Raw genomic sequence first — 12,657 nt, 5'->3', positions numbered from 1 at the left:
ATGGCCCAGACCAACTCCAAGGCATCGAACGTCAAGAAGGCGCTGTCCAACCCGAAGACGCGAACGCTGTTTCTCGGCACCGTCGGCCTCACGGTCGTGATCATCGTGGTGCTGGGCTTCATCCTGTCGCGCAAGACGAGCTCTTCCGAGCTGACGGGTCCAAGCGATGTAGGCGCACCTCCGCCGACCGTGGAGCGCGACTACTCCAAGGCCACCGCGTCCACCGCCGAGTACGACGCGCTGATCGCGCAGAGCAACCAGGATCAGGCCAAGCAGGCCCTATCCAGTGGCGAGAGCTCGATCCCGGTACCTCGCGGCCAGGTGGACTCCTCCATCGCTGACCCGCTGCAGACCGCAGTGCCGAGCGCTCCGGAGCAGCAGTCCGTCGCCCCGGTGCCGATGCCTGCACCCACACCGGCAGCGGACCCGTCCTACCAGGCGCAGCTGGCGGCCCACCAGGAAGCCATCGCGGATCGTCAGGAGGACATGCGAAAGCAACTGGGACGGATCCAGGGCTATTGGGCCAACCAGTCGCATGCCTCGTTCACGATGGCCAAGCAGGAACAGCACGCGCCTGCAGCAGGCCTGGATGGTGCAGCCACGAGCGACCACGCGCCTGCGCCTGCAAACAGGCAAGGCGAAGCGGACATCCGAGCAGGCGACATGGTCTACGGCACGCTGGACACGGCCATCAATACCGATGAGCCGGGGCCGGTGGTGGCTACCATTCGTCAACCAGGCCCGTTCCAAGGCGCAAAGCTGATCGGCCAGATTTCAGCCGGCGCCGAGGCAAAGGCCGTCGGTGTGCAGTTCAGCTCCATGACCGTGCCCGGCGAAGCATCAGCACGTACGGTCGAGGCGTGGGCGGTGGATCCGAGCAAGGACTACCGTGCCGCGTTGGCCACCGACGTCAACAACCACTATGTCTCTCGGGGACTGAGCGTCTTCATCGGCTCATTCCTCTCAGGCTATGCCGATGGCCTGCTGCGCGGTGGTCAGCAGGAGAACGTGATCACCACAGGCGAGACCGTCGTCGTCCAGAAGGACGCGTACACGGATCGTCAGTTGGTAGAGATCGGCGTGGGCAACGTCGGACGCACGGCCAGCCAGCAACTTTCGCAAGGTGCCAATCGCAAGAGGACCATCAAGGTCGCGGCTGGCATCGACATCGGAATCCTCTTCCTTAAAGACGCGGCCCCGCAGCGCTGAGGCCCAGGAGCAATCATGTCCAACGAGCTGAACCAGGACGACGTTTTCAACCTCGGCGGAGCATCGGATCCGGTCGATAACGGCGCGTCGATGTTCGACACGCCGGCTGCCGCGATGCCGCCAAAGTCCAGCGGCGGCCGGGCCATCGCGGGCCTGCCGTTGGGTACCTGGCTGGTGATTGGCTTCGGGCTCTGCTTCGTCGGCTTCATCGGCTGGCGCCTGCTTGCGGGTGGCGACCGAGCTGACCCGGGCATGCTAGAGGCGGTCGCCGATTCGGCCATGACTCTGGAGCCCGAGGCCCAGTCGGCCAGTATCGAGCAGGCCGAACAGTCCATCGAATCAGCCGCTGTAGCAGCGCCGCCCCAGCTTCCGGCCATGGATCCTGCCGCTCACGCGGCTGACTTGGCGGCGCCCGCCGTGGCGCCGGCAACTGCAACGCCTGCGGTCCCTCAGGAGACGCCGGCTCCGGCCGTGGCCGTGGTGCCGCCGGCGGAAACGTCCGCTGTTCCCACGCTCCCGACCCAGTCGGAGCCTGCTGTCGCGGCGCAAGTCAGTGTTCCCGCCACCGCGGCTGCCGTGCAGCAGAGCGTGCCGGCGGTTGCAACGCAGCAGGAAGTCGACTCCTTGAAAGGCCAGCTGACCGCGCTGCAGGCGGAGGTCGCGCGACTGAAGGCCAACCAGCGTGCAGCGCCTCGCGCCCAGAACGCTCGATCGGAGACGGCGTCGCGGTCAGCTCCGACGACTACGGGTCGCTCGACCGCCGGGCGTAGCAAGCCGGCGCCGGCAGCGGCGGCGAAACAGTCCCTGCCGCCCGTCACGGGAGTCTCGCTGCGCGCCGTAGTGGGCGACGTGGCGTGGGTGCAGACGACGGCTGGCGAGAGCGTGCAGGTGCGTCCCGGCGATGTCATCCCGGGCATCGGCACGGTCAAGACGATCAGCGCTGAGACCTCGGAGGTCCGCCTGGAAGACGGGCGGAGCCTGAACTAAGGACGGAGAGTAGCGATGTCTGCCGCGGGAACCATGGTGGCAAACCTGAAGGAGCTGGCTCCGATCGCCTTGGAGCTGGTCAATGTAGGCGCCTCGCTCGCCGGCCTGATCCTGGTGGTTGGCGGCCTGATGAAGTTCGTCACTCACGCCAAGTACGGAGATCAGCAGGTCCGCATTGCCACGCCCGTGATGTGGCTGCTCAGCGGCATCATGCTTTGGAACCTGGGCGCTGCTGCGACCACCGCACTCCAAACTGTTTTCGGCGATGCAACCACCACGCAGAACCTGCTTGGCTACACGCCTTCGGCGAGCATGACTCAGGAAGGTGCAGAGATGCTCGATGCACTGGTCATGGTCGTCCGGTTGGTCGGCTACTTCTTCTTCGTGTCCGGATGGTTCTCGATGCGCAATGTCGGAGCAGTCGGGCAGGGCGGGGGAAACGACGCATTCCGCAGCGGCATCTACAAGATCGGCGCCGGTGCGTGCGCAATCAACATCGTCGAGACGGTGAATCTGGTCTCCAGCTTCATCGGCTTCGGCAATGTGCTGTAAGGCAACAACAACTCAACCCTTAGGGAGAACGCAGTGATGAAGAGCAATACCGGCAAGGTTCGCCTGGCCATGAAGAAGAAGTGGAAGTCCATCCTCTTGATCAATGCAGCCCTGATGGTTGCGTCGGGCTCGGCGAGCGCAGAAGGCCTGGGAGAGGTAATGAGGCGCATCACCGGCATCGGTCAGGATGGTGCTCAGCTGGTGCAGACCCTCGCCTTCGTGGCCGGTCTGGTCTTCGTCGTGGGCGGCATGATCGGCTTCATCGCCGATTCCAAGAAGGACGGCAACGGTCCGATCACCAAGAAGACCGCGACGATCATGATCCTGGTCGGATGCTGCCTGGGTGCCCTGGGCTCGGTGATCACCACCGGCTCGGATACGGTCTGGGGCGACGGCGCGGCTGATCGCGGCCGCATCACCATCCCGCAGTAAGCGACTGCGATCGGTGTCAGTCTCGATCTACCTATCGGTGACCCGCGACGTCAGGCGCGCTCCCCGGCTCGGACATACCCGAGCCGGGGAGGGCGTTGATGAGTTGCGCGAGCAGGTAATCCGGCAGGGGCGCTTCAAGCGCCGCTGCGCGGTGTGTTCGTTCCAGTTCGGCCAGTGGAACGGCTTCGAGCTTCACCACCTGGATGGCGACCACACCAACCTCTCGGCCGATAACGTCGTTCCGATCTGCACGCTGTGCCATTGGCCGATGCATCTGGACCTGGTGCTGCGCGAGCTTCCCTCCGATCCTGGGCTGATCGTTTACCTACCGGAAGTGTCCCAGGTGGAGATGAATCAGCTCCTCTGTGCTACCGCAGTCCACCAGATGCAGGCCAACAAGGCCGACGAGACGAGTCGCGACCGCACAGCTTGGGCCCTGTACGAGCGGATCAAGGCGCGATCGTCGCTGGTCGAACAAGTGGATGGGAAGACGCTCCGGCCTGGCCTGTCCCAGATCCACGGCATGGTGCGGGTCCTGCAGGAGTGCAACGACGCCAGATATGCGGAACGCGACAACTGGCTTGCCGGATGCCGGTACCTCCCCCCGTTCGTCGAGCTTGTGCGTCGGGCCGAAGAATGGGTACAGGATGGCGCCGCTTACGCTGGCCTGCCTGTTGCATCGTGGCCTTCCATTGCCGTGGTGGCCTGATGTCGCTGAAGCGAACGGGTGTGGTTCGGTTCGACAGCCAGGATCCGCATCAGGGTGGCTGGATGTCGCTCGAAGGAGCTCCAGCGCGGCGCATCAATGGTGTCGGTGCGCTGGACAACGAAACCCTCTGGTGGACGAATCTCGGCTTTCAGGCGCTCTACGAAACCAACCTGCACCGTACCAGCTACATCAAGCGAACCACCTACCTCACTTCCTGGAACACCACCGGCGAGTTCGTCGGGCAGGATGAGGTCTGCCTGGCATGGGGCCTGCTTACCCGCAGCTTCCCGGAGCAGCTGATCACCGAAGCGCTCGCGCAGATCTTCTCGCGGGTGATGGAGGTCTGCCGACAGCGGTATGGCTTGGACATCGGTGCCGGCGTTCCCCAGTACGACAACCTGGCCGATGAGATCCGATCGCGCCTGTTGCCCGATATGGATGCGCACATCACGCCAGAGGTCGATGCGGCGCTTGGCGCGTCGCACCAGAGCTATGCCTACTGCTGGACGCAGCGGTACCAGGAGGACGACCACGTCACAGTGCAGTTCGTTGCACCTGCAGTGGCCTACGCGCGGGACCTCCTTGATACCGTAGTGCCTGCCGAACAGTTCGACTTTCTTGCCGCGGGCCAGCTGCCGCCGCCGTCGCAGCGTCGGGACTGGACGCTGGCGCAGGACCGGCCAGTGCTGGCGAGCGTTCGCGTGGCCAACGTCAATCCGGACTACGCCAGTGTCATCGCATTCGGGAATGGCGCCCGTGGTGGCTCAAATCGCCGCTGGGTAACTCATCCTGAGCTTCTACTGCTGTCCCGCTATGCAGAAGTAGATATCGATTCAATCTTCCTTTTCGGCGGCTACGAATACCTACCGGATTCACTGATGGTTCCGCGCTTTACGGCTCTGCAGGCGATGACGCCGACCGCCGAGCTCGTCGCCAGCAACCACTGGATCGGACTTTCCCGCGAGAACCCGTACAACCTGGAGAAGGTGCGAGACGTGTCGCAGCGCGCATTGTCACCCCGCGCCGCATGGCTCAATGCCGTCGACAGGTTCCAGATGTACACCTACGCGATCCAGCTCTACCGGGCCGGAATCTCGGTCCGCCGATACGGCGCCGGTCGCATCACCGCAGTTGTGCCGAAGTACAACTATCGGCACTGCTACGAGATCGCGTCGTCGGTCGGGCTGCTGGCACCCCCGACCGTTTCAACCGACGTGGGCATCCAGGACGAGATCCAACGCTATGGCTAACCCTCAGCTGCACATGGTTGAGGTCGCGTTGCGCGACTGCCGAAACATCGACGTGATCATGGCGATGGACCGCCTCGTCTTCCTGCCCGCGAACCTTGAAGGTATGACCGCGGCCATGGAAGACATGAAGGTTGTGAAGGACTTCGCAGCTCTGCGGGTGCCGCAAGGTCTGCGCGAAGTCGGCAAGGAAGTGTTTCTGGAGCACGCCTCCGAGTTGAAGACCCACCTGACCCAGAACAAGGAATCCTGACATGTCGCCGGTTCTCATCATTACGGCCGTCATCCTCTTCGCGATCGCAGCGCTAGCCTATCTGGGGCCGAACAGGATCATCGACGGTGTCGAAGGGCTTCTGGCCTATATCGGCAAGGCCGCCAAACAGTCCCTGGGCGACTACATCGAGATCGAGAACGTCGACCTCGGCGACAGCCAGACCTTCGTGATGAAGGACGGTTCGCTGATGACGATGATCCGGCACGACGGCTGCATGACCATCGTCGGGCAGGAGGAGTTCACCCAGGCGGACGCTGCGCTCAACACCTCACTGGGTGCGTACCTCACCAGTGGCGGACATGCGGTACAAGTGGTTTTCACCGCGGACCCCGACATCACCGAGCGTCTGGTGCGTGAATCGCAGGCTCCGTCACGGGAGACCGCAAAGCGCCTGGAACTTGACCTCGAAGACATGTTCGAGGAAGACGTCCAGCGCATGAAGGAGATCGCCAGCAGTGAAACCTGCTTTCTGGCGCTTTACACCCGCCCAGGATCAATGAACCCAACCGAGCGAAAGCAGGAGGCCAAGTTTCGCCAGGAACTGCTGAAAGCCAACCCGCTTCCTACTGCCTCGGACGCGCCGAATCTGTTCCGCGCCCTGCGTGTGCTTCGCCCACGCCATGCCGCTTTCGTCTCGGCGGTTGTGGCGGACCTTCGCCAACAGCACATGGCATGCGAGATCATGGAGGTGCACGATGCCTGCCGGGAAATCCGCCGCGCCATCGATCCGGACTTCACGGCGGAGGACTGGAAGCCCTGTCTGTTCGGGGACAAGATCCCCTTCCGTGACATTCGTAGGGATCCGAAGGACATTTCCGGTGCGCTATGGCCGCCGCTCGCGCCTCAGCTTGCGCCGCGCGATGCGCACGAGATAGGGCTGAAGCATGTTCAGGTCGGCAACCGCGTCTTCGCGCCAATGTCGATTCGGCTGGCACCGCAGGACATTCAGGTCTTCCAAAAGCTGTTTGCAAAGACGGTCGACGCGAAGTTGCCCTGGCGTTTCTCCATCGTGATCGAGTCGGCGTCCTGGGGTGTGTGGGATTTCAAGAAGCTGGCGACGATGATCTTCGGATGGACAAACAGCACCAACGGCCTCATTCGCAGGAGTATCGAATCCGTTCGTGCAGCTAAGGTCGAGGAGAACCGTACGCCCGTCCGCGTGCGTATCGACCTGGCAACGTGGGCGCCTGCAGGCGAGGATAAGCTGCTGGAACGGCGGGCAGCGATGCTGGCGCGGGCAGTTGAGTCCTGGGGTGGTGCGGAGATCCAACAGGCAAGCGGTGACGCCACGCAGAGCTTCATCGCCGGCGGCATCGGGGCAAGCCTCAGCAGCACCGCAACGCCCTCGCTCGCGCTTCTGGACGACGTAACCCACTTCCTTCCGCTGTACCGGCCGTGTTCCCCCTGGAAGCAGGGCGCTCTGCTGCTGCGGAGCCCGGACGGCAAACCTTGGCCGTACCAGCCGCACTCTCCGCTGCAGACAAGCAGCATCACCGTGGCCTATGCGGAACCGCGCAGCGGCAAGTCGGTCCTGGCAAATGCGGTGAACCTCGCGCTGTGCCTGTCGCCGGGTATCACCCGGCTTCCGCTCATTGCGATCATCGACGTCGGCCGGTCTTCGTCCGGCCTGATCTCGCTTTTGGAGCATGCGCTGCCATCGTCGAAGAAGCATCTCGTTGCCTCGATCCGCATGCGCATGAGTCAGGAGTTCGCAATCAACCCATTCGACACCCAGCTTGGCATGCGGGCGCCGCTGGAAACGGAGATGGCGTTCCTCCTGAACTTTCTACTGACGCTGGTGACCCCTCACGGCAAGTCCGGTGCTGACTCGGCCATGTCGGCGCTGTGCCGAATGGCGATCGAAACGGCGTATCGCCGCTACGGTGACGGCGCACAGGGCACTCCGAAGTATTACTCCAGCAACCTCGAAGGTGCGGAGGAGGTCGACCAGGCCATCGCCCAGTACGCACTTCGCGTGGATGACAAGACGACCTGGTGGGAGGTCGTCGATCAGCTGTTCGCGGTGGGCGCCGTTCACCAGGCGCATCTGGCGCAGCGATTTGCAGTTCCGCTGGTGCAGGATATCGCTGCTGTGACGCGCGAGAGCCAGTTCAAGGATCTGTATGGCGAGAAGAAGTCAGGCGAGGGTGACGAGCCACTGCTCGCCGCCTTCAGCCGCTTGATCAGTGAGGCGGTGCGCGCCTACCCAATCCTGTCGCGGCCAACGCGGTTCGACCTTGGCGAGGCTAGGGTGGTATCGATCGATCTGGCCGAAGTTGCCAAGTCTGGCAGTGCTGCGGCGGATCACCAGACCGCGGTGTGTTACATGCTCGCCCGACAGGCTGCCGCGCGGAACTTCTACCTCCACGAAGACGACGTCCAGCACTTCCCTCCGCTGTACCGCAACTATCACGACAAGCGGATCCGCGAGATTCGTCAGGACAAGAAGCATATCCAGTACGACGAATTCCATAGGACAAAGAAGGTCCAGTCAGTCCAAGAACAGACCATCGCGGACATGCGCGAAGGTGGAAAGTACGGAGTGGCGATCTCGCTGCTGAGCCAGGCAATCGGCGACTTCACGAAGGACATGCTGGGATTCGCAACCAACAAGTTCATCCTGTCGAGGGCCAACGAGGCCACCACAAAGGAAATGGATGAGATCTTCGGCCTCAGCCGAACGGTTCGCTACAACGTGCGCAACACGATACGGCCGCCCGGTCCTAAGGGCTCGACGTTCGTTGGCATCTTTGACGTCAAGGAAGGGCAGTGCGCACAGGCGTTGAACAACTCCATGGGTGGCATTCGACTTTGGGCGTTCTCTACCACCAATGAGGATGCGTACGTGCGCGATACTCTTTACGCCCGAATCGGACCGCAGCAGACGCGCCGGCTGCTGGCGCATATGTACCCCAAGGGATCTGTCCTGGACGAGATCGAGCGCCGCAAGCGAACGATCGATGACGGCGAAGTGGATTCCGACGGCGTCATCCATGCGCTGATCGATGATCTGGTCCGCAAGCATGAAGACGCCCATCGCTATGTCATCAAGGAGGCAGCATGAACATCAAGCTCACCACGCGTAGCCTGATCCTGGTCTTCACGGGTGCGGCTGCAGGCCTGGCCGGCGCTGCCCAGCCGCTGATTAATCTGGACGAGCCGCGGGAGGCCGCCGCTCGGCGCCTGCCTATCATGGACGCCTATGCCCCGGCCGAGCCGCCCGCGGCATCCGTCCCCGGGACGCTGTACGTGCCCGCCGGCTTCGAGCGAGGGCTAAACGAGCCCGATGCCCAGTTCGTGGCTCGCATGAAGGTCAAGCAGGACGCTGCAACGAAGCAGCAAGCGGTCCTGCTGAGCGAGCATGCGGCGGCGATGCAGCGGATCGCGCAGATATCGGGCGGGCGGCAACGGACTGCGGAAGATGATGCCGCCACGGCAGCCTGGCAGCAGTCGGTACAGCAGGAGCAGGTTGAGCACCAGGCGATCCGCGCCCGTCGAGCGGGCGGTACGCGTGCAGGGCAGGGCGCCGAGCGCTAAGCCTCGGTGCCGTCAGTACCCAGCCTGACTCCGTACCGACGTTCGAGCAGGCCCACGTCCAGGCGCCAGCTGCGCCTGGAACGCTCGGCGTGGATGCGAAAGGCCTCTTTGACGTGAGCGAAGGCCTGCGCCGGCGTCCACGTGTTCACCTGGGCCAGCCAGCGAAGGGCGTACTCGCTTTGCCCGCGTGCCACGGCCAGCCCGAAGTGCTTGACCATGTGGCAGTCCGGGCACAGGGCCGCGAGACCAGCGAGCGCCTGCACCCCCCGGTCATCGTCGTACGCCCAGATCTCGTGGCACTCCACGGGGTGGCCTGAGCCGGCGCGGCCGCAGGTCACGCAGCGGTAGCTGGCCGCGGTCGACACGTCCCGCTTGATGCGGTCCCAGGTTCCGGGTCGGACGACTGAGCGGACGTTGCTCTTCCAGGCGCTCGTGGGGACCAGCTCGACGCAGAGCACACCGCACTCCGTACTTGTGTATTACCGCATATTAGGCCAAACTGGGTCCGGATACACTAACGAAAGTCGCACATAGACAATGTCGGCGGTCTCCCTCCCAGATAAGAAGACGGTGCACCCCCAGCTAGTTCGGGTCGCCGAGCTCATGGCGCTGCTCCTGGCCGCGCAGAAGCATCGCGGCGTGACAAAGCAGCAGGTGGCCTCCAAGCACGACGTCCACGGCAGCAATCTCTCTGCGTTCGTTACGAGCCTGGGCGCGGTCCGCAATGTCAGCGTCAATGCATTGGAGCGGATTCTGCATGACCTGGGCGCGCATCCGGACGACTCCCTGACCCATGGCCTCCACCGGTGGGATTTGATGGAGCCTGGTGCGCGACGCTATGTCGACACCCTGGCCGACGTGTTGAGGGCCAATCGTCCTGCGTCCGGTCATGGGGGGCCGCGCTTTCTCCTGGTTCCCGGGAGCCCGGCGGAGATGGGGTTCATCCTGTTGCGGCCGTGCCCTGTCACCACCGTGCTTGCCAAGGTGCATGCCGTGGACCTGCTGCATATCGCGGCCAGCCTGGGCGAGCAGGCCTCGGTCACTACGCTCGAAGCGATGGATGCCGTGGAGCTGCAATCGAGTTGGCATGTCTCCGAGCACGAATGGATCGTCGCCCGGAGCATCGAACCTTTCCTGATCGCCCCCATCCGTGGGGTCAACAACCAAGCCGAGGAACACTGAGATGAGCAACCGCCAGATGAAGGCGCACGAGATCGTGGCGCTGTTCGTTCAGCTTCTGTGGATCGATCTCACCACGATTGCGAATGTCGTCGGAAACATGCCTCGCGCCAACGTGGCCGCGTGGCTGAGCGGAAAGAAGGAGAATCTCCGCCACGAATCGGTCATCCGCCTCCTCGATCTGGTAGGCCTGAACGTGCGGGAAGGCGTCTATCTGGATCCCAGTCGCGTGCATGTCTGGAAGATCAAGGATGGCCTGCTGCGAAACTCGCGGAACGCCTACGAACCCCTGCGGATCCTCTCGCGGTTGATGGCGGACAGCGCCATCACGCGGATCGAGCCGCCCAAGCGCGGATGGCTGGCCAAGAAGCGGCACCAGGTCTATCTGATCTCCGGTCCCGGTGTGCGAGTGGTAGTCGAGGTCAGTAAGAGCATCTTCAAGTCAGCCCGCGTAACCCCAGAGCATGTTCCCGGCGCGTTGTGGCGCGACCCGGTGGACCCGCACTCCAAGGCGCTGCCGCACACCATCGAGACCACACCGGAGAAGTGGTCGCTGCTGGTGAACCGGGATCTGGCGCCGTTCGAGTTCGATCAAATCTTCAACCAGGAAGAACCGAAACTGCGGTGGCAGGGGGTGGCCATGCTGGCGCGAGAGTATTCGATCACGCCGGACATGATTCACGAGCACATCCTGTCCACCCAGGCTCAGGCCGAGGCGCCGTCGCGCTCTAAGGACGAGCAGCGTGGCGAACCGCTGGACGTCCACCCCTCGGTCATCCTTCTGTCGCACGAGGCACGCAGGCGCTCCGCCGCTGCCTGATGCGGACTACGCAAACGTGTTAACCAAGCGCGCACGGATGCGGGTAAAACAGTGACGCATGTCTAAAAACGAGCGCGATCTGTCCGCCTGAACTTTCGTTGTAGTATAAGTATCGTCCACAGATACTCTAACGAAAGTTAAGACGACATGGCCTTTGCCCCGACCCCCGAACAGGAAGCCATCTGCGGTGCCAGCGGCCGCATCGTCAAAGCCAATGCGTTCGCTGGCACGGGCAAGTCCTCGACGCTGAAACACTTGGCCCGGACGTTCCCGGGCCAGCGATTCCTGTACATCGCCTTCAACAAGGCCATCAAGGAAGAGGCCGTCGCGACGTTTCCGTCCAACGTCAAGGCAATGACCGGGCATGGCCTGGCATACGCCAGTAAGGGCAGGCTGTACGGTGATGTGCCGAACAAGCTGCAGGGTGACCTGAAGCCCTTCCACATCCTGCCCATCCTGCACAGCGCGGGATCCCTGCGATCGCTTCCGACGGAAGTCGTCAACCTGTACGGCGGACGCGTGGTGGAGACCGTCAAGGCATACCTGGTTTCTTCCGCTGCCGAACCGAGCCTGGGGCACGTGTCGCTGGGCGACTCGCCGGCCGAGCGCAAGTACATGAGCGCCGTCGGCATCTTGGCTGACGCCAAGCGCGTGTGGGCCGACATGTGCGATCTGGCTGGCGCGACGCCGATGCTCCACGACGGGTACCTGAAGCTCTACCAGCTCTCGGAGCCGACCTTGAGGTACGACGCTGTCCTGGTAGACGAAGCGCAGGACACCAATCCGGTGCTGCAAGCCATCGTCGAAGCCCAGCGTACGCGGATCTTCCTGATCGGCGACACCCACCAGGCGATATACAGCTTCCGGGGCGCGCACAACGCCATGGAGCTGATGAAGTGCGACGAGTCGTTCGGCCTGACGGGCAGCTTCCGGTTCGGGCCCAAGCTCGCGGAGATCGCGAACAGCATCCTGGCGCTGAAGGGAGAGAGCCTTGCGCTGCGTGGACTCGGTGCAAGCACCATCGAGCGCGAAATCGATGTCGATCGCGAAGGGCACGCGCTGGTGTCGCGTGGTAACGGCGCACTTTTCCGCGCCGCGGTCAAGGCACTGGACGCAGAACGACCGTTCGCCTTCGTGGGACCGCTGTCGAACTACCGCCATGACCTGGTCGTGGACACCTACAACCTGATGGTGGGCGATACCGTCAGGGATGCCTTCCTGCGCTCCTTCAGCACGTTCAACGAACTGGCCGAGTACGGCGAAAGCATGAACGACCGCGAGGTCAAGAGCCGCGTGAAGCTGGCGGTGGAGTACGGCGACCGGATCCCTGAACTCGTGGAGGCGATCGCAACCAAGTCGATTCCTTGGACGGATGGCATCCAAGCCCGCCTGCCCGCGAACGCGGTCACGCTGACCACCGCGCACAAGTCCAAGGGACTGGAGTTCCCGAATGTCGTTCTCTCCGACGACTACATGGAGCTTATCGATGACGAAGGGGAGCTGTGGGACTACGGCGCGGCGACCGCGTCGGACATTGAAGAAGTGAATCTGCAGTACGTGGCAGTTACCCGGGCCCAACACGCAATCCAGCTGAGCTCCGGACTGCGCGACTACCTGGAGCTCAAGCAGCAGATGGACGAAACCAGTCGTGTGCGCCTGGCTGGCTGATCCGAACCCGTTATCCCGATCCAACACAGAACAGAGGAAGAAA

Annotated in this window: 13 protein-coding genes; 12 read left to right on the top strand and 1 reads right to left on the bottom strand. The window is 63.2% G+C overall.

The window, feature by feature from the left end; genetic code table 11:
* From CSC66_RS09400 to CSC66_RS09360, 9 genes are read left to right on the top strand one after another with little or no spacing between them, the layout of a single operon-like run.
* Entirely contained in the window at positions 1-1,209 is a 1,209-nt protein-coding gene (locus CSC66_RS09400) for a DotG/IcmE/VirB10 family type IV secretion system protein (RefSeq protein WP_162377145.1), read from the top strand.
* 15 nt (positions 1,210-1,224) lie between these two features.
* Positions 1,225-2,196 carry a hypothetical protein gene (locus CSC66_RS09395; protein ID WP_162377144.1) on the top strand — a complete coding sequence of 324 codons (972 nt, stop codon included), beginning with the start codon at positions 1,225-1,227 and terminating at the stop codon, positions 2,194-2,196.
* A gap of 36 nt (positions 2,197-2,232) precedes the next feature.
* Entirely contained in the window at positions 2,233-2,748 is a 516-nt protein-coding gene (locus CSC66_RS09390) for a hypothetical protein (protein ID WP_162377143.1), read from the top strand.
* A gap of 36 nt (positions 2,749-2,784) precedes the next feature.
* Positions 2,785-3,180, top strand: coding sequence for a DUF6750 family protein (locus tag CSC66_RS09385; RefSeq protein ID WP_136249446.1), 396 nt, complete (start codon positions 2,785-2,787; stop codon positions 3,178-3,180).
* 37 nt (positions 3,181-3,217) lie between these two features.
* Positions 3,218-3,889, top strand: coding sequence for an HNH endonuclease signature motif containing protein (locus CSC66_RS09380; RefSeq protein ID WP_162377142.1), 672 nt, complete (start codon positions 3,218-3,220; stop codon positions 3,887-3,889).
* Positions 3,889-5,139, top strand: coding sequence for a hypothetical protein (locus CSC66_RS09375; protein WP_162377141.1), 1,251 nt, complete (start codon positions 3,889-3,891; stop codon positions 5,137-5,139). The genes CSC66_RS09380 and CSC66_RS09375 overlap by 1 nt, the downstream gene beginning before the upstream one ends.
* A 13-nt stretch (positions 5,140-5,152) precedes the next feature.
* Complete coding sequence (locus CSC66_RS09370; RefSeq protein WP_136256180.1) at positions 5,153-5,389, top strand: hypothetical protein; 237 nt, start codon at positions 5,153-5,155, stop codon at positions 5,387-5,389.
* A 1-nt stretch (position 5,390) separates the two neighbouring features.
* Positions 5,391-8,474 carry a type IV secretion protein IcmB gene (locus CSC66_RS09365; protein WP_238394350.1) on the top strand — a complete coding sequence of 1,028 codons (3,084 nt, stop codon included), beginning with the start codon at positions 5,391-5,393 and terminating at the stop codon, positions 8,472-8,474.
* Positions 8,471-8,947: a hypothetical protein gene (locus CSC66_RS09360; RefSeq protein WP_162377140.1), complete on the top strand. Its 477-nt coding sequence runs from the start codon at positions 8,471-8,473 to the stop codon at positions 8,945-8,947. Before CSC66_RS09365 ends, CSC66_RS09360 begins: the two co-directional genes overlap by 4 nt.
* Here CSC66_RS09360 and CSC66_RS09355 read toward each other — a convergent pair.
* Positions 8,944-9,405, bottom strand: a complete 462-nt coding sequence (locus tag CSC66_RS09355; protein WP_162377139.1) for an HNH endonuclease signature motif containing protein — start codon at positions 9,403-9,405, stop codon at positions 8,944-8,946. The genes CSC66_RS09360 and CSC66_RS09355 overlap by 4 nt on opposite strands.
* Positions 9,406-9,550: 145 nt before the next feature.
* On the opposite strand from CSC66_RS09355, the gene CSC66_RS09350 reads away from it, so the two are divergent.
* The 3 genes from CSC66_RS09350 to CSC66_RS09340 all read left to right on the top strand — a co-directional run bounded on the left by CSC66_RS09350 (position 9,551) and on the right by CSC66_RS09340 (position 12,614).
* Positions 9,551-10,129 carry a hypothetical protein gene (locus CSC66_RS09350; protein ID WP_162377138.1) on the top strand — a complete coding sequence of 193 codons (579 nt, stop codon included), beginning with the start codon at positions 9,551-9,553 and terminating at the stop codon, positions 10,127-10,129.
* Position 10,130: 1 nt separating this feature from the next.
* Positions 10,131-10,946, top strand: a complete 816-nt coding sequence (locus CSC66_RS09345; RefSeq protein WP_162377137.1) for a hypothetical protein — start codon at positions 10,131-10,133, stop codon at positions 10,944-10,946.
* Positions 10,947-11,093: 147 nt separating this feature from the next.
* Complete coding sequence (locus tag CSC66_RS09340) at positions 11,094-12,614, top strand: UvrD-helicase domain-containing protein (protein WP_162377136.1); 1,521 nt, start codon at positions 11,094-11,096, stop codon at positions 12,612-12,614.
* The last annotated feature ends 43 nt before the right edge of the window (positions 12,615-12,657 follow it).

It is taken from the genome of Pseudoxanthomonas kaohsiungensis (assembly GCF_010211765.1).
GTDB lineage: Bacteria > Pseudomonadota > Gammaproteobacteria > Xanthomonadales > Xanthomonadaceae > Pseudoxanthomonas > Pseudoxanthomonas kaohsiungensis.
This window is presented reverse-complemented; position numbering and strand designations above follow the sequence as displayed.